Origin of the sequence: Microbacterium sp. YJN-G, assembly GCF_015040615.1 — a bacterium.
Lineage (GTDB): Bacteria > Actinomycetota > Actinomycetes > Actinomycetales > Microbacteriaceae > Microbacterium.
Window position 1 is genome coordinate 1,742,129 of the sequence record NZ_CP060402.1, and the last position, 15,448, is coordinate 1,757,576.

General features: G+C 66.4%; 24 protein-coding genes and 1 tRNA gene. 5 read left to right on the forward strand and 20 right to left on the reverse strand.

Annotated features, from left to right (window positions below):
- Window positions 1-9: 9 nt before the first annotated feature.
- Window positions 10-81: transfer RNA gene (locus H7694_RS08210), tRNA-Val, on the forward strand.
- Here H7694_RS08210 and H7694_RS17785 read toward each other — a convergent pair.
- Window positions 82-210 carry a hypothetical protein gene (locus tag H7694_RS17785; RefSeq protein ID WP_264674897.1) on the reverse strand — a complete coding sequence of 43 codons (129 nt, stop codon included), beginning with the start codon at window positions 208-210 and terminating at the stop codon, window positions 82-84.
- Window positions 211-371: 161 nt separating this feature from the next.
- Between H7694_RS17785 and H7694_RS08215 the strand changes: the two genes are divergently transcribed.
- A complete protein-coding gene (locus H7694_RS08215; RefSeq protein WP_193596058.1) occupies window positions 372-530 on the forward strand; it encodes a hypothetical protein in 159 nt (52 codons plus the stop codon).
- The gene (locus H7694_RS08220) at window positions 523-687 is read left to right on the forward strand and encodes a hypothetical protein (protein ID WP_193596059.1); all 165 of its coding nucleotides are present in this window, start codon (window positions 523-525) and stop codon (window positions 685-687) included. Before H7694_RS08215 ends, H7694_RS08220 begins: the two co-directional genes overlap by 8 nt.
- Before the next feature lie 411 nt (window positions 688-1,098).
- Here the strand turns inward: H7694_RS08220 and H7694_RS08225 are convergent, their stop codons facing one another.
- The 5 genes from H7694_RS08225 to H7694_RS08245 all read right to left on the reverse strand — a co-directional run bounded on the left by H7694_RS08225 (window position 1,099) and on the right by H7694_RS08245 (window position 4,634).
- The gene (locus H7694_RS08225) at window positions 1,099-1,332 is read right to left on the reverse strand and encodes a hypothetical protein (RefSeq protein WP_193596060.1); all 234 of its coding nucleotides are present in this window, start codon (window positions 1,330-1,332) and stop codon (window positions 1,099-1,101) included.
- A 1-nt stretch (window position 1,333) separates the two neighbouring features.
- Window positions 1,334-1,633 carry a hypothetical protein gene (locus H7694_RS08230; protein ID WP_193596061.1) on the reverse strand — a complete coding sequence of 100 codons (300 nt, stop codon included), beginning with the start codon at window positions 1,631-1,633 and terminating at the stop codon, window positions 1,334-1,336.
- On the reverse strand, window positions 1,630-2,388 hold the full coding sequence (locus H7694_RS08235) for a M23 family metallopeptidase (RefSeq protein WP_193596062.1): 759 nt from the start codon (window positions 2,386-2,388) through the stop codon (window positions 1,630-1,632). Before H7694_RS08235 ends, H7694_RS08230 begins: the two co-directional genes overlap by 4 nt.
- 61 nt (window positions 2,389-2,449) lie before the next feature.
- Complete coding sequence (locus H7694_RS08240; RefSeq protein WP_193596063.1) at window positions 2,450-3,985, reverse strand: hypothetical protein; 1,536 nt, start codon at window positions 3,983-3,985, stop codon at window positions 2,450-2,452.
- Between the two features lie 202 nt (window positions 3,986-4,187).
- Window positions 4,188-4,634: a hypothetical protein gene (locus tag H7694_RS08245; RefSeq protein ID WP_193596064.1), complete on the reverse strand. Its 447-nt coding sequence runs from the start codon at window positions 4,632-4,634 to the stop codon at window positions 4,188-4,190.
- 79 nt (window positions 4,635-4,713) lie between these two features.
- Between H7694_RS08245 and H7694_RS08250 the strand changes: the two genes are divergently transcribed.
- A complete protein-coding gene (locus H7694_RS08250) occupies window positions 4,714-4,863 on the forward strand; it encodes a hypothetical protein (protein ID WP_193596065.1) in 150 nt (49 codons plus the stop codon).
- Complete coding sequence (locus H7694_RS08255) at window positions 4,860-5,321, forward strand: hypothetical protein (protein ID WP_193596066.1); 462 nt, start codon at window positions 4,860-4,862, stop codon at window positions 5,319-5,321. Before H7694_RS08250 ends, H7694_RS08255 begins: the two co-directional genes overlap by 4 nt.
- Here H7694_RS08255 and H7694_RS08260 read toward each other — a convergent pair.
- The 14 genes from H7694_RS08260 to H7694_RS08325 all read right to left on the reverse strand — a co-directional run bounded on the left by H7694_RS08260 (window position 5,318) and on the right by H7694_RS08325 (window position 15,447).
- Window positions 5,318-5,974 (reverse strand): hypothetical protein, encoded by a 657-nt coding sequence (locus H7694_RS08260; protein ID WP_193596067.1) that lies wholly within the window; start codon window positions 5,972-5,974, stop codon window positions 5,318-5,320. The genes H7694_RS08255 and H7694_RS08260 overlap by 4 nt on opposite strands.
- The gene (locus H7694_RS08265) at window positions 5,974-7,074 is read right to left on the reverse strand and encodes a hypothetical protein (protein ID WP_193596068.1); all 1,101 of its coding nucleotides are present in this window, start codon (window positions 7,072-7,074) and stop codon (window positions 5,974-5,976) included. The genes H7694_RS08260 and H7694_RS08265 overlap by 1 nt, the downstream gene beginning before the upstream one ends.
- A gap of 12 nt (window positions 7,075-7,086) precedes the next feature.
- On the reverse strand, window positions 7,087-7,836 hold the full coding sequence (locus tag H7694_RS08270; protein ID WP_193596069.1) for a hypothetical protein: 750 nt from the start codon (window positions 7,834-7,836) through the stop codon (window positions 7,087-7,089).
- Complete coding sequence (locus tag H7694_RS08275) at window positions 7,836-10,775, reverse strand: phage tail tape measure protein (protein WP_227468025.1); 2,940 nt, start codon at window positions 10,773-10,775, stop codon at window positions 7,836-7,838. The genes H7694_RS08270 and H7694_RS08275 overlap by 1 nt, the downstream gene beginning before the upstream one ends.
- Window positions 10,776-10,778: 3 nt before the next feature.
- Window positions 10,779-11,096 carry a hypothetical protein gene (locus tag H7694_RS08280; RefSeq protein ID WP_193596070.1) on the reverse strand — a complete coding sequence of 106 codons (318 nt, stop codon included), beginning with the start codon at window positions 11,094-11,096 and terminating at the stop codon, window positions 10,779-10,781.
- On the reverse strand, window positions 11,093-11,500 hold the full coding sequence (locus H7694_RS08285) for a hypothetical protein (RefSeq protein WP_193596071.1): 408 nt from the start codon (window positions 11,498-11,500) through the stop codon (window positions 11,093-11,095). The genes H7694_RS08280 and H7694_RS08285 overlap by 4 nt, the downstream gene beginning before the upstream one ends.
- Before the next feature lie 3 nt (window positions 11,501-11,503).
- On the reverse strand, window positions 11,504-12,262 hold the full coding sequence (locus tag H7694_RS08290) for a phage tail tube protein (RefSeq protein ID WP_193596072.1): 759 nt from the start codon (window positions 12,260-12,262) through the stop codon (window positions 11,504-11,506).
- 106 nt (window positions 12,263-12,368) lie between these two features.
- Entirely contained in the window at window positions 12,369-12,782 is a 414-nt protein-coding gene (locus H7694_RS08295) for a minor capsid protein (RefSeq protein ID WP_193596073.1), read from the reverse strand.
- Window positions 12,775-13,095 (reverse strand): HK97 gp10 family phage protein, encoded by a 321-nt coding sequence (locus H7694_RS08300; protein WP_193596074.1) that lies wholly within the window; start codon window positions 13,093-13,095, stop codon window positions 12,775-12,777. The genes H7694_RS08295 and H7694_RS08300 overlap by 8 nt, the downstream gene beginning before the upstream one ends.
- A gap of 11 nt (window positions 13,096-13,106) precedes the next feature.
- Entirely contained in the window at window positions 13,107-13,436 is a 330-nt protein-coding gene (locus H7694_RS08305; protein ID WP_193596075.1) for a hypothetical protein, read from the reverse strand.
- The gene (locus H7694_RS08310) at window positions 13,433-13,804 is read right to left on the reverse strand and encodes a hypothetical protein (protein WP_227468026.1); all 372 of its coding nucleotides are present in this window, start codon (window positions 13,802-13,804) and stop codon (window positions 13,433-13,435) included. Before H7694_RS08310 ends, H7694_RS08305 begins: the two co-directional genes overlap by 4 nt.
- A gap of 14 nt (window positions 13,805-13,818) precedes the next feature.
- Window positions 13,819-14,142, reverse strand: a complete 324-nt coding sequence (locus H7694_RS08315) for a hypothetical protein (protein ID WP_193596077.1) — start codon at window positions 14,140-14,142, stop codon at window positions 13,819-13,821.
- A gap of 14 nt (window positions 14,143-14,156) precedes the next feature.
- Complete coding sequence (locus H7694_RS08320; RefSeq protein WP_193596078.1) at window positions 14,157-15,071, reverse strand: hypothetical protein; 915 nt, start codon at window positions 15,069-15,071, stop codon at window positions 14,157-14,159.
- Window positions 15,072-15,087: 16 nt separating this feature from the next.
- Window positions 15,088-15,447, reverse strand: coding sequence for a capsid cement protein (locus tag H7694_RS08325; RefSeq protein ID WP_193596079.1), 360 nt, complete (start codon window positions 15,445-15,447; stop codon window positions 15,088-15,090).
- Between the last annotated feature and the right edge of the window lies 1 nt (window position 15,448).

Sequence of the window (15,448 nt, forward strand, 5' to 3'; positions counted from 1 at the left end):
CTCGCGGGTGGCCGATTAGCGCAGCGGTAGCGCAATTCCTTTACACGGAAGAGGTCGCCGGTTCGATCCCGGCATCGGCCACTACTCCCAGTTGCTGTCGAGCATGCTCTCGTCGGCATCCCAGAGGAACAGCTCGTAATCCGATTGGATGACGCCGAGCCCCGGCTGCTTGTCGAGATACTCCCCGGTCGGCACGTACGACGAGACCATCAGCAAACCCCGGATTCAGGATCACACCGTCCGGTAGGGCTGCCGTCTCCGCCGCCACGCCCAACGGCCCGTCGTCGGCGAGCTCGCCGGGATCGTAATCAATGCACGCTGGCGGGATCTCAGCGACTGCTACCACGGGCGAGCTCGACGGTTGAGGCGCGGTGGCTGACGGTGTTGTGCTCGGCGGCGCGCTCGTCGGTGATGCCTCTGGTGCTGGCGAGCACGACGTCAATGCGAAGACTGCCAGTGTGGCCGCGACGATGCTGATGGAACGCATGACGCAAGGCTACCGCTCGGCCATAAGCTGTGCGGATGGATGATCTCGCGGCGGCCGCCAATCCGCATTGCCCGGAGTGCGGCATCGTCATGCGCGAGACGTCGCACGCGTTCGAGTGCCCCCACTGCGGGCACCTACAGCTGCTCGACGAGGTCGAGATGCCGGCCGAATTCGACGGGCCGAGCATCCACGGCGGATAGCGTCTCGTGACCTCTAGACGTGCTTCGACCCGCGAGCGCGCAGCATGCTTAGGGGCCTGTGCGCACTCGCGGGTCTGGACCCGTTGGGGACCGGGCCCTGCAGTCAGCTACTCGTCTTCGAGCCGCTCTGAAGAGGGGATTCTGAGCGCGGACGAACCAGCGTCTGCGAGGCCCATCATAGGCCGCTGTTCGCGCTCATGGGAGGCGAGATGCGGGAACGCCCACCTGACTGCACTGGCCCCTCGCCAATCAGATGAGCGATCCCGACTGAGCGGACCACGGTTGCCCCAGCTGCGTGCCGGCGCTCAGCCATACGCACACGGTACGCGCACACCGTCCGATGCGGAAGAGTTCGAACGCAGAAACGCCCCCGCCCATCACCGCGTCATGCGGGAGGGCGGGGGCGTTTGGCTAGTTCGGAACGTTCGGGTCGGTGACGACCAGCTGCCACAGGCCGAAGAGGCCGACGACGATCGTGGATGCCGCGCCGAGCTCGGCGGACACGTCGAACGCGCCAATGGCCTGATCTACGATGCCGACCGCGAGCAGGGCGAGGGCCGACCATCCGAAGATGCGACCGACCACCCTACGAACCTTCGGGTTCTTCACGCGTGCATTCGCGGTGATGCTGTTCAGATCACTCATGTCATCCTCCAAAGAGTGCCGACCACCGGTCGGCGATAGTCAGTACGGTCAGGATCAGGCCCGCGACACCCAGCAGCCCCGTCCACAGTTGCCCGGGGGAGACGGTGCGGCGTTCCTCGAGTTTCGACAGCCGCTTGTCGGTTTCCTCATCGGGGACAGGTTTCGCTTCGATCGTGCGAATACGGCCCTCATGGTCGGCGTCGGTGGCTTTCAACGCGGCAGTCTCCGCAAGGGCAAGGTCAAGTTTCCCGTCCAGCCTTGCGATCGCCACCAGTACCTCCGAGTTGTCGGCGACGGTCATCCGACCGGCGCCCCGATCCGGGCGAGGATCTCCCGCGACCGCGACCACGTGCCGTTGGCCTCGTGCTTGCCGCTCTGCGGGTTCAGGACGCGGCCCTGCGCGTCGAGGACACCCCGGGGGATGCCGAGCCCGTCGAGCAGGGAAGCCCAGTTCTTGCCCGCCTCGGTGGTGTGATCGCCGTCGCCGAGGTCGTGCAGCTCGTCGGTCGCGGATGTGATCTGCCGGGTGATCGTGGCCTGGCGTGCGTCACCGTAGTGGGTGATGAACTCGCGGGCGAGGCCGTAGATGTTCTTGTTGATCTTGACGCTGTACACGGTGTCGTCCTCCTCCTGCATGCGGATGGGTACTGGTTTCGGGTTCGTGTGGGTGCTGGCCGGCGCGCCCGCACCGACGACGCGGCTGGCGTCGAGGACGGCCATCATCGAGGCGTAGGTGCCGTGCCCGATGCGTTCCATGTGCAGGTGCGGGCCGGTCGATCGCCGCCCGAGGGAGCCGACGTAGCCGATCACGGTTCCCTCACGAACCCGCTCGCCGACCTTCACGACCGTCACGGGGTTGTCCTGGTGTGCGTAGCCGACCGTCACCCCGTTGTCGTACAGGATCGTCGTCCAGTAGCCGCCCGCGTCGGTTTTCGGCAGGCGCAGCACACGCCCCGGCCCGGATGCCCGAATCGGCGTCCCCCGGTTCTGCGGGAAGTCGACCCCGGAATGCCCCGGGTAGGTGCGCGGGTTGTCGAACGGCATGGGAAGTCTCATGGGTGCTCCCTTCCGGGCATGGGTGAGGCCCGCACGATGGCGGGGCTCACATCGGGTTTGGTCAGGCCGTGATAGAGCAGGCCGTGACAGCGCGGGCGGTCGAGTTCCACCCCGTAATGGCCCCCGACGCGGGGACACCAGTCGTCAGCGACGACACCTCGGCGACAGATCGCGTCCAACGCAACGCCTCATCGTTGATCAGACGCAGCTGGGCGGTCGTGTTGTCCACCCACACGACAAGCGCATACTCGCCGGCTGTGAGAAGCGTGCTACCCGCGTCGATGACACCCATGCCCGTCGTGCACGCGATCACACCCGAGTCCATGACACGGGTGTAGTTCAGCCCGTCCATCCGCACGATCGCGGCTTGGATGTTCCCCGACCCGAGGGCGACGTTCACGCCGATGTACCGGTACGTTCCGGCGTGCTTGATGTGGAACCGGTGGAACTGTGCCCGGTTCGCCTGCGGCCATGCCGTCGCAGGCCCCAACCCCATCTTGCATGCGTCAGGAGTCTCGATCAGAGGCACGGTAGACGGGCGCGGCCAAAGCACTGTCGGACGGCAGTTCTCCCCCAGCGTGCCCGGGTTGCCGACAAACGACGGGGATGCGTAATAGCTGCCCTCCGCCTGGTTGATGCCAGCGAAGTCGATCTTGTTGTGCGCGGAACCGGCATCCTCACGGAAGATCGCACCCTTGTTGACCCGATCGACGGGCTGCGTGTGAGACGTCCCCGTGAATGTGATCGCCCGCGACGAGTACAGGTCAATGTCGGGGTATCCGCCGTCCTGCTTGTTGCCACGGTAGAACCCGACCGATGAGAACGTCATCCCGGAACAGCCGGTGAGCATGATCGCCGACCGTCCGTGATGGTAGAAGTGCGTACCGGACATGTGCAGTGCCGAGGAGTCCACGCCGATGAGCCCGTACCCGGAGTTGTACGACGAGTACCCGCCGTCAAGGTATCCGCCGACGATCGACGTCTGCTTCGACCCTTCCACCCGGTAGGCGCACCCTGCGTCAAGGGTTGCGGCGACATCGTTGCCGGTGAAGCTCCACCCGTTCGCGAAGTACAGGTCCACGGTTGCCCGGGCGCCCGTCTCGGCACCCCAAATCCAGCAGTCCGACACGTGCCCGTCTGTGACCTGATCGACGACGAGAAGACCGTTCCTGATCCAGCAGGATGTGATCTGCGGCATGAAGGCGTTCTCACCCGCGATGACACCGTTGTTCTTGAACTTGATTCCACCCGCGGTTCGAGTTTCGTTCGGGTTATCAACCTCAATCGAGTCGAGGCGTGGTTTCGTCGGGTTACCGATCTCGATATTGAACGACAGGCGCGAACCCGTAAACGTCGTACGCAGACGCATGTTACGAATCGTCTGCGCCGCACCACCGTTCACAATGATGTGGGGAACGTCGAACTTCCCAACCAGCGACGAGGCGCGGTTTCCGACACCCCGGAACTCGGCCAAGTTCGTCACATCAAGGGTTCCGAAAAGCCCATAGTCGCCCGCGAACTCAACCGTCCCGAACGGGCCTGCCGCGTCGATGCACGCCTGGAACGCCGCCGTGTTGTCCACGGTGATGTCCGCCACGGCCCCAAAATCCCGCGGGTCGAGGGCACGCTTACGCCCGAACAGTGACACCAACGCATCCCACGTCTCAGACAGCTCAGACAGGATATACCCAGCGGTCGCAGTGTCATTCGCCACCGCATTCACACCCGGCAGCCCCTGAGGGCCCTGAGGGCCCGGGACCGTCGAGCGAAGATCAACCTTACGCACCCAAGCCATGCTGTTACTCCCACTCCATCAGCCAGCCGTAATCGGCTGAGTTCTCGTCCGTCGTCATCCACCACATCCCGGGAGACGGGGTAGGTGCCTCCGCCCCGACCCACACCATCGCCGGGTTACCGGACAGGTCGAGAAGATCCGCGATCGGCCCGCCCGTCGTCGGCACCCGCAGCTCCCATTCGGGGAAGTCGATGAACGTGAAGTTGCTGGCACTGTCGAGCGACACAATCCGGATTCGGTAGAACGTCCCCGGCCTGGTCGTCTCGGTCGGGGAAAGGTTCGCCGTGAACGCGCCCGTACCGCCCTCGATCGGCACGTGCACATCCCGGCCCGACAGCACGTACCGGTCCCCGGTGACGGCAGGGCCCGAGGGAATGAACACGATCTCCGCCCCGTACATTGGTACTGACGTCAGACCAAAAGTTGCGACATTCCCGGTCACTGCAACCATCGATATCCTCCAAACACGAAACGCCTCAAGCGGGCGCAAACTCTTGACACGTCTTTACGTGCGTCTTTACAATGTGGGCATGGGGAAAGAACCGCTCGTCGTCCGGAACATCCGGGTAGCCCGCACCCTCTGGGATGAGACGAAAACGGCAGCCGACCGCAACGGCGAAACAGTGAGCGACGTCATCCGCCGTGCACTTCAGCAGTACGTGAAGGAGAACCGTTTATGAAGCGTTCTACGATCGCCGCCATCGCGACCGCCGCCGTTCTCGTCATCGGTGGTGGAACCGCCTACGCGCTCACCAGCAACGGAGACGAGCCCGCCCCCGTCGAAACGGTGACCAGCACGACGGCCCCGACCGATACGACCACGCCCGAAGCCACAGCGGAGAGCGAACCGATCGTTGCCGAGTCGCCCGCACCGCCCGTCGCCGCTAACGACCCCGAAGCGGCATACCTCATCGAGGTGCACGCCCGCCTCGCACGGATTCAGACGCAGATCCCGAACGTCACCGACGAACAACTGCTCGCGGCGGCTTACGAGGCGTGCGAGATCCTGGCACCCAACCAGACGGGCGAAGATCTGTCGCTCATCGAAGGTGAAGAGCGTAGCCCTCACGGCTACTACCAGGACAGCAGCGCGATCATCGTTTCGGCACGAATCACTATCTGCCCAATCCCGCGCTAACCTGTCACGACGCGGAAGAGTTGGCCGCTGGTGTCCGACCAGATGGTTCCTACCGGAGCAGCGTTCGCAAGGCTGCTCGGCGTGGTCGGCAGTCCATCCATTCGCTGCCCGCTCGCGCTCAGCGCTATCGTGCGACTCCCGTACTGCATCGAAACCAGGCCCGAGCCGACATAGACCCGGTTCAATCCCTGGATCATGCGGATGCCGCCGCCCGGGTCGGCCTGCACGACTGCGCCGCCGGGAAAGGTCACAGATCCGCCGCCAGTCGGGTCGATGATCATGTCACCGACCTGGATCTTGCCACCAGGGAGGATCTTGATGTTCCCGGTCACGTCGACGTCGCCGGTGATCTGACCGTTGCCGACGAACTTCCACGGTCCATTCACCGTCATCTGTCCGGTGAACGTCGTGGGGCCTGTGATCGTCTGCGCGCCCTGCAGGTTCATCGGGCCCGTCCAGTCGAACGTGCCCGACCCGGTGAGCGTGCCCGACACCTTCGCGGACCCGATCACGATCAGACCCTCCGGTGACCGGATCTCCAACGCTCCCTCGGTGACCGATGACCACCCGAGCGGGGATGCCGATTCCAAAACCCGGATACGGCGCATCAGATCCCGGATCTCTTGCTTCAGATCCCCCAGGTTGTCGACCACTACTGCACCTCCGGCTTCAACGTCCTCGTCATATCCCCGCTCACACCGACCAGCCGCATCGTGCGCACCCCGTCCGTGATGTACTCGTCACCACTGGACAGCATCCGCATCGTCGCCCCAGGGATCAGCCCTGCCACGTCCAGCAGCTCGTTGCCGTCCTTGTCGACGTCAGCGACGAGTGAGAAGTCCCACTGCTCGGTCGGTGACCGGTGCGCGAGCAGGTCAGCCATCGCCATCTCATTCAGACGGGCGACGTCCGCAACGTCCTTCATCGACCTGACCGCGTCCCGGACAGGAATCATCGGGCCGGCCTGATTACCGGCACCACCCTTGACCATCTTGTCCTCCGTGCCCTTCCCGAGCACGAAAACACCCGTGAGCTGCTTGGACCCGTCGCGTGTCACCGTCAGGTCCGTGACCGGCGTCCGCTCAGCCGTCACCGTGAACTCCAGCAGCCCGGCGGTGATCGTCGGCGCGACGACCGTCTGATACCGCAGTACCCCAGACGATGTGATGTAGGGGCGGAAGTCGATCTCGTACCCCAGCTTCTCCACCTGCCCGAGCAGGTCATCGATCATGTGGAAATCCCATCGCCGCCACGTGAAACTCACAGGTCCCGCACCGTCAGCGGGGATATCGATCGGCAACTCCGAGATACCACCCTTACCCAGCCATCGGCGCAGGATCGCACCGACAGTCGCGGGAGCCGACCGGGCTGACACGATCAGATCCCCGCCGGCATACCCCGGGCCGATGCCCGTTGTCGCATCGACACCAAACGTCGTACGGTTCCGCAGAATCTCCCGGATGCCCTCGTTGTGACCGATCGTCAGCGCACCCGAAGACCGGTCGTACTTCGCGTTGATCACCGCGCCCGCGTACAGGCACGTGTCGTCCCAGCACACAGCGATGGATGCGGCGTTCGGCTCCGACAGTTGCCGTGCGACATCCGGGGGCACCTCGTCGCCCTTAGCGCGAAGCTGCAGCGTGTGACTCCCAGAGCCGCCGCCGCCGAGAACGCGTCTCCATGACCCGTCAGACGGTTGCACGTCCAGCAGTCTCGCCCCGGAGATCGTGTTGTGGATCGAGAATCCCCACATGTACACCCCCTGTCAGACGAACGTGTCCGTCGCTTCCGTCGTCAACGTCCCCGCGCTGATGGTGTGCACCACGCCGGGAAGGCCTGGCCCGACCGTCCACAGGTCACCCTGGGACACGATTCCCAGCATGAGCACACCGTTGCGGTACACGCGCCCGGTCGCCATGTCGATCCGATCCGTCCCCGAACCAGGCCCGGACGTGACGGTGAACTTCTTCCCGGAAGGGCCGTTGATCGTGTACCCGCCCGCCGTGCCCGTGACCCGGTGAGTCGGTGTCGCAGGGAAATTCCCGTAGTGCACCGCGGTCTCGCCAGCCGCGAACTCTCTCGTCTCCCCGTACTTGCGGGCGTCCGGTGAACGGAACGCGATCGACCAGTCGGCATATCGACTCCGACCACGCTTGCGGAACCGCGGGTCGCCATAGATGCGCACATCGGCCCACTGGGTGACACCGAACTCATCGACGATGATCCGGCCGAGCTGGCCATCTGCGAGCAGCCCGGTCAGCTGGGAGCGGAAGTGCCCCATCCGCTCCGGGCTGCTCGCGCGACACCAGCCAGACATCGTGACCAGTCGCGGCCCGCGGGTCACCGGCAGGTCGAAGTCGCCGTGCGCGTCAGGACGCGGGACCTTCTCCCCCCGAGCGGACGGCGCATCGTTCCACCCCTCGAACTCCACGAACACGAATCCCTCGACGGGAGCCGCGGCCGGGTCCGAACCGTGGAACGTAACGCCGCCCACCCTCACGTAGGTACCTCGCATCACGCCCCCCTAAACATCTGCGCGAGCTCGAACATCGCCGCCCGCACGACCTCCGCCTCCTGCAGACCAGGAGGCATCACGAACGTCGCCTCCACCGGCCGAACCGGCGACGCTGCCGCCGCGCTGCCAGCCCCGAGAATCCCGCCGTCAGCCATCTGCATCAAACCGAACGACCGCATAGCCTCGAGCAGCACCGACATCGACCGCGCCGACCCATCGTCCGGGATGTAGAACTCGCGGTCCTTCATCCGGTCGCCGACGATCCGCCACGTGTTCGGCGGGACCGCCTGCGCGATCGGCGCCATCGGTGTCAGAGCGCCGCCGGCGGCCATCGGGATGACGACCCCGCCGTCGTGCTGAGTGATGCCACCCTGCCCGCCGGGCCCGGTCGCGATGTGCAGGCTCTTGTTCCCCGTCACCTGCCGAAGCAGGGACTGCAGGTTCATCAACCGCTCATACGCGTCGCCGGTGTCCGCCGTCACAGTGAACGACCCGTCAGGGATGGACACGATCTTGTTGCCAAGATCGACGACCTTCCCCTTCTCCGCATCCGCGTTCGACGTGAACTCCGTCGACATCTCCTCCGGCGTCTGCAACACGGTGTCGATCAGCGTCTGAGCCTGCTCCTGCGTCAGCCCCATCGCGACCATCTGGTCGACGAGAGCCTGCCGGGTCGAGTTGTACCGGTCGGTGAGGTTCTCCTGCGACTCCCCCGCATCACGGGCGAGATCGATCTGCTCCTCAAACGCGGCGGCCGCGTCGTCGAGCTGCTGCTTCAGCTTCCGCCCCGACTCCGACCCGCGCAGGTTCGCGGTATCGAGAGCGAAAATCGACAGCGTCGCACCGTCCGCCGCGATCCCCACCTGCGACACCGAGTCAGCCGTCCGCAGGGTCGCGTCGTGCAGGTAGCCGAGCTTGACCTGCTCTTCCGCGAAGCCGTTGAACTTCTTCCGCGCCGCTTCCAGGCCATCGGCGACCTTGTCGGTCTCTGACTCGAAGCCACGCATCCCGTCGATGAACTCGTCGAGGTCCGACGTGTCCGTCCAAGGCATCGTGAACTTGATGATCTGCTTCAGACCGTCGATAGCGGTCGCCAGCGGACCGGACACGAACGCACCGAATGACTCCGACGCGGTGATGCCGAAGTCGATCGCCCCGTTGACCAGGTCGACGAAGAACTGCAGCAGCGGGCCCCGATTCTGCGACACCCACTCAGCGAAGTCACCCAGCGGCTCCGAGAACGCGCCCGCGAGCGCACCCTTGATGCCCTCGGCGGCAACCTCGATATTCCGCTGCGCGGTCGCGACCTTCGACGCGTCGTTGTCGGCAAGCGTGTCGAACATGCGCTGCGCGGACCCGGTCACGCCGTCGAGCTGCTCGACCGCGGTCGAGAGGTCCATCGCGAACAGCGCCGCGCCCAGATCCTCCGCCTGCGTGCCGAACAGCGCCACGGCGGCCGCGTTCCGCTTCACCGGGTCCTCAGTCTCGCGCAGCTTGTCGAGCACCACGGCGAGCCCGTCGCGGGCGTCCTTACCGCCCCGCGCGATCTTCGCCGTCATCTCCTCGGCGTCGAGGCCGAGCGCCTTGAACCCTTCCGCGGAGGTCTCCGACGCGTCGGTCGCGCGGATCTGGAACTCCTTCAGAGCATCAGCCGCGAGATCCGAGTTGCGGGCGCCGGCGCGCATGCCCTGGTTGATGAGGCCGAGCGCCTCGTCACCCTTGAGCCCGAGCCGCTGGAACAGGGCCGGGTACTCGGTGAGCGTGTCGAGCAGGTCCTCGCTGCGGTTGATCCCGTTCCGCGCGCCCGCGGCGATGATGTCGTACGCCTCCTGCGCGTTCTTCGCCATGCCCGTGCTGAGCATCTGCGTGACCGCCTGCGCGATCGGCCGCACATCCTCGCCGAGCACGTCAGCGATGCCGGTGAGGCCCTGCACGACGAGCTGCGCGTCGCGGGTCGTCGACTTCGGGTCGAGAATGCGGAACTGCAGCGCGAGACGCGTCGCGTCCATGTTCGATTCGATCGACTCGCCGAAGTTGTTCGCGTACGCCTCACCGGCGGCGCGGCCGAGGCGGAGCGCGGCGGACTCGTTGATGCCGGTGAGCGCCTGCAGGCGGTCCTGCCGCGCCTCCACCTGCAGCCCGTCATTGAACGCCCCGATGAGCGCCTTACCGGCCGCGACACCGAGACCGACCACGGCTCCCGCGATCGGGATCGACGCGAGCGCCGCGATGATGTTCTTCCCGAAGTCGTCGCCAGAGTCCTCGCCTGCCTTCCCGGCGGCACGGCGGACACGGCCGAGCGCCTGCTCCGACGGCTCCGTGTTCGCGTCGACGACGATCATCTGCTTCGCATCGGTCAACGCCTTCAGCTGCCGCTCCGTCTTCTGCAGCTGCGTCTGCGCGCGCTTCACATCGGCGGTCACGTCCAGGCCGCCGAGCGCACGCACCTGCAGGTCTTCCAGACGCTGCTTCGTCCGCTCGAGGCTCTTCTCGGCCCGGGTGATGTCCGCGTCGAGCTTCAGCGCCGTGTCGGCCGACACGAGCTTCTTCGCCGCCTTCTCGACCCGGTCCATGCTCGACAGCGCCGGCTTCGGGTCGGCGTTGATCATCAGCTCGCCCTTGGTCGCGAGCGCGAGATCACGGGCCGCGTCCTCGGCGACCCCGTAGGACTTGACCAGGACGCGCTCGATCTCGTCCGCGGACTTCTTCGCAGCACGATCGCTTTCGAGGAAGTCTCGGACGAGCTCCTTGGACATCTTCTTCGACGACGCCTCAGCGCGCGCCATCGACTGCTCGAACGGTGACGCGTCAGCCGACACCTTGATCGGGTTCGACTCGACCTTCTTGCCGATCGCGACGATCTGCTTGTCGGCCTTCTCCACCTGTCCGACGTTTGCCGAGAACAGGACCTCCAAGTCGGCGACGGTCACCTTGGCCACAGATCACCTCCGGGTGAGTGCCTCCCGCAGCCGCGTAGGCGATTCGAGAAGCGAGAAGATCAACGTGCGGACACCCGGCCACGGCCGGACGCGCACCGCCGGGTCGTACAGGTCGACGCCGCGCTCCATGAGCTCGGCGACGACGATCCGCCAGTGCAGGACGATCGCCAGCCAGGATGTGTCGATCTGCGGCTTATCCGTCGGCGCGACGGGACCGTCGTGGAGTGGCTTGAGGTTCGTGGGGACCGGCCGATAGTCCGGGTACCACCCGTCAGCGTCGGGTTCACCGATGCCGTACGGGGCCCAGTCCTCGGCGGTCACGAGCCTTTTGGGGCCGCCTCCGCCTCGCTCTCCTCGCCGAGCTCGCGCGGCGACCAGAGGACGGCCGCGAGCGTGTCGGCGTACTCCTTGCCGCGGGTCCAGAAAAACACGGCATAGTACGCCATCCGGTCGATGGTGGTCGGGTGCACGCCGTCCGCGACCATCTGCTCGTACGCGTCCCCGAGCGCGGGGTGCTCATCGGGGCCGATGGTATCGAGGATCGCCTGCACCTCGTCCGGGATCGGCCCGTCGACGATGCCGAGGTTCACCTCGCCGAGCACAGCGCACGCGAGCAGCTTCCCCATGGCGCCCACGCTGGGCGGGCGGACCGTGTAGGTCCGTCCGCCCAGCGGGATGACGAGGTCGGGGACCGCCCAGGCTGCGAAGTCAGGTGCGGTCGCCACGGCTTACGCGCCTCGGTTGTACGTGTACGCCGTCGACGCGCCACCCGGGGTGGTGACGACGACGGGCACGGCACCGGCGGTGTCGGTCGGCAGGATCGCGACGATCGTCGCCGCGTCGATGATCTGGAAGTCGGGCGACTCCAGGGTGTCGAACGTGACCGACGTCGCACCGAGGAACCCGGTGCCATTGATCGTCACCAGCTCGCCGGAAAGCTCACCCTCCGGGGTCACGCTGGTGATCACCGGCGCGGTCACCTCCCAGCCCGCGAATGGGTTCGCGATCGACTCGAACTCGCCCTTGCCGGTCAGGGTGACCGACTTCACCTCGACACCGGTGTTGTCGGTGTTCGATCGGGTGATCTCGACCGTCACGAACGCGCGGCCGGCGTCGTTCGGGTTCGGGGTTCCCAGCTCGGGCTTGTGGTACCAGCGCACGTCGAGAACGGCGCCGTCGCCCTTGCCCTTCGCGGCGGCCATGATCGCTTCGAGCTCGGGCAGGTACAGGCCGGTCGAGAGGGACCGGTTTCCCTGCACCGTGAACGATGCGGCGAAGCTGCGGCCGGTGACGTCCTCGTTGGGCGAGCCGAGGTCGTCGTAGGTGGCGACGTCGGTGGTCGTGCCCGGGTAGGACGGCTGCCAGGCGGACAGGCGGCGCACGGACTGCCACTGCGGCGCCGCGTAGGTGCCGAGGTTGACGTCGAGCCCGTACTCGTAGGACTTCCCCAGCGTGGTGCCGGCGGGAAGCGTGACCTTGTTGGCCATGATGTTGCCTCCAGAGTTTCAGAGTGATGAGGGTGATTCCCGGCGTGCACGGCGCACACCGGGACGCGATCCCTCATCAGGTGAGGGCGCGAATGTGGGGCTGGTGTCAGAGCGCCGCTTCGACGTTGTCCAGCACGACGAGATAGTTTTCTGTGCGTTCTTCCCGGCCGTTGCCGTCCGCACCGAGCGGGACGGCTGAGGTGCGGCGGATGCTCACGATTCCGTCACCGCGTGCACGCTCGTGGAACACCGAGAACAGGACGCCGGCGATCCGGTCCGCGCCGAACGGCAGACCGCGGCCGCCGCGGACGTGCAGCTGCACCCGGCGGGACAGTAGGTCGGGTTCGTCGATCGGGCTGTACACGCGGATGCCGACAGCCCGGTCGGGCGCGTCCGGGATGGTGCCGTAGAAGACACCGATCTCGGATGCCGTGTAGACGGGACCATTCGGCCGCCAGGCGAATATCGGGAGCGCGCCGACGATCTCGCACAGCCGCACGGTCAGGTCAGAGTCATCCACCGCCCAGCGCCTCCCTCACGGCATCCGCGACAGCTTCGGCGAGGTCGATCTCGTCGGATGCCCGCTCAAGGAACTTCGCCCCGCCGTCGTCGTGCGTGTAGTCGATCCGCTCATGCTGGAACACCGCGTGCGGGGCGGTGTACCGCACCGACACCGAGAGGTCATCGATGACGACCTTCCCAGACTTGATCAGGTCGCCGTCATCGCGGGGCGCGAGTTCGTTCGACCGTTTCAGCAGAGCCCGGCCCGCCTTGCGCATCGCGTCCTGCGCGGCCTTCTCAACAGGAGACAGGATCGGCTTGTAGTTGGCCACGGCGGACCTCCCTACTTCAGCCAGAGGATCAGGTGCGATGGCAGCGGCGGCGGGTTCTCGTCCCGGCCGACGCGCAGCACCTCCGCCTCTCGCTCGGCTCCGGGGATGCCCGCCCACACGGTCACCAGTGACCCGAGGACGACGTTCGCCGTAATCGGCACGGTCACGCGGGTCGAGGAAACGACCTCCTCGCCGGCGGTGTTGCGGATGAGCTCCTGCACGTCGATGACCTCGGCGGCCAGCGTGCGGGGCGCGCCGTAGGTGCCACCCATCCCGCCGCCCCCGGTGTAGTCGCGGACGCTCACCGTGTTCGGGAAGAAGAACGACTCCGGCCAGCTCATGTGTAGTCGCCTTCCGGCCAGACGTTCGCGAACGGCCGCGCCTTCGGGAAGCTCCCCTTCGGCATCCCACCCGACACTGCAGATCCGCACAGCGACCGCAGCGCCTGCCGCGAGTCAGAGTCGAACGCCGACTCGACATCGGCGAAGCTCATCGATGTGCCGTTACGGCTGACGGATCGGGTGCGGCGCGACCCTGCAGCGGGCTGCTCAGCGAGCACGCCCTTCAGGATCGCGACCGCATCCTTCTTCGCCTCGCTGTTGTCCGTGAAGGAGTCGATACAGGGGGCGATGGACCGCGCCAGGACGAGAAGCCGCCGCGCGATATCCTCGTCGCCGCCGAGGTCGGTCGGTGTGATCGGCATGTCCATCGCCCCCTGTTTGACTACTTCGAGTCGTCCGCGATCAGTGCGGCGACGATCTGCGGACGGTTGCCCGGCTCAGCGGGGACGATCTTCGCGTCGTCCCCGCGGCCTTCGTTCCGCTTCTCGATCTCGGCCTTCAGGTCGGCGACGCTGGTGCCCTTGTAGGCGCCCTCGTCGACGTCCGATCCCTCGTCCTTGACCTTCTCGACGAGCCCGCGAGCGACCAGGCTCTTGAGCTGCGCTTCGACGACACCCTCGGGGAGCAGCTCGCCCTGTCGAGCGATGTGCGCCACGCGATGTCCGACGGCGCCGCCGAGGGAGACCTTGACGGCCTTGCTCTTCACTCGGTACACCATGATCAGACCACCGTTCCGGTCACGTGGAAGCCCGCGAGCGGGTTCGTCACGACGGGCACATGCGGGTTGCGTGCCTGCAGACGGGTCTTGTCCGCCTTCGGCTCACGGATCGAGGTGACCTCGACGCCGGTGTCGCCACCGACCGCGCGGTACTCGGGCGAGACGATCTGCTCGCGGGCGATGCCGCCGAGGCGACGACGGTCGACGAACAGCGGATCGGCGATGTCGCCGCCGTCGTCCGACACCCAGGTGATGCCGGCGATCGTCGGGAAAGCGCCAGTCAGTGCGGTCCGGTCGTCCTTCGGCAGGACGTCGATCAGCTCCGGCATGATCGTCGCGTACTGCTCGCCCGGCAGCACGACGGTGTCGATCGAGTAGCCGAGCTTCAGCGCACGGGCCGCTGCCTGCACGCGAAGAGCGTCCTTCAGGATCGCCTTGCCGGTCGTCCAGCCGCCTGCGGTGGCCGCGATCGTCTGCGTCACCGCCGAGTCGATGGTGCCCAGCGCGAGGTCGTTCGCGTCGAACACGAGCTCGGTCTGCAGCAGCGTGAGCGCATCATCGATGGGCTGGCGCAGGCTACGGGTGATCTCCTCGTCGGTGACCTCCGTCGCGATGCCTTCCTTCAGCGCGGTGTAGATCTCGTACTGCTCGGCGCTCAGCGGCGTCAGCTTGTACTCGGCTCCCGCGTTGGTGTGCTCCGCGCCGCGGTCGGTGCGGATCTTCTCGTTCGTGGGAACGGCGATCGCACCTCCCTGCAGGCGGTAGCGGCCCTGCAGCAGGAACAGTCCAATGAACTGCTGAGCCTGGAGGATCTCGCCGAGGCGACGAGCCACCATCGTGGGCGACTTGATGAACGCCAGCAGGTCGGTGGCGGATGCCGTCGACAGCTGGCTCGGGGTCAGGGGGTACGTCTGCATGATGCTTCCCTCTTTCTCAGAGCTGGAGCGCCTCGACGGTGCCACCGTCGGCCGCGGAGGTCAGGGCGAGGTACAGGGCCTCGCCGGTGGACACGGTGCGCACGGCACCGCCGCCTGCGGCCTCGAGGCGGGTGCCGCGGGTGACGGCGCCCGAGGCGGTCAGGATGTGGATCGGCTTGCCGACCTCGACGGTGACCTTGTCGCCGATCGCCGCATCGTGGCCGGCGACGCCGACCACCTTCGCGGAGAGCGCGGCTGCAGGGGCGACCGACCGGTCCGCCGTGCCGACCTCAACGGGCTGACCGCCGGTGATCGCCGTAGTCACGGCGAAGGTCACGGTGTCGCCAGGACGGAACAGGGGCAGGTACTGAGCCATG